Annotated in this window: 1 protein-coding gene; it reads right to left on the bottom strand. The window is 46.7% G+C overall.

The features are described from left to right. On the bottom strand, positions 1-242 hold a 242-nt coding region (locus RH40_RS20860; protein WP_009603017.1), incomplete at both ends, for a hypothetical protein.

The raw sequence follows: 242 nt of genomic DNA on the forward strand, positions 1-242 counted from the left end.
CCAAAGCTTGACCGCTGTCTCCGGCAAAGCCTTTTTCAAAAACGCCTAGATAATTAAAGACCAGCTGAGAGGAGCCCGTTTGAGGTAACCGTGCTTGCTGGTATCGCTGCAAAATCCCATAGTCCATTCCCTTATTCGGAATCGCACGTAATAGCTCTTTCACCCCTTTAATGCAGGCTTCTAACGTGACGGACTCGTGGCCGTTTTCACTATCACTGAGTAAAGAAAATGGTAAATGGAGT

The sequence above is a fragment of the Vibrio caribbeanicus ATCC BAA-2122 genome (genome assembly GCF_000165125.1).
GTDB classification, from domain to species: domain Bacteria; phylum Pseudomonadota; class Gammaproteobacteria; order Enterobacterales; family Vibrionaceae; genus Vibrio; species Vibrio caribbeanicus.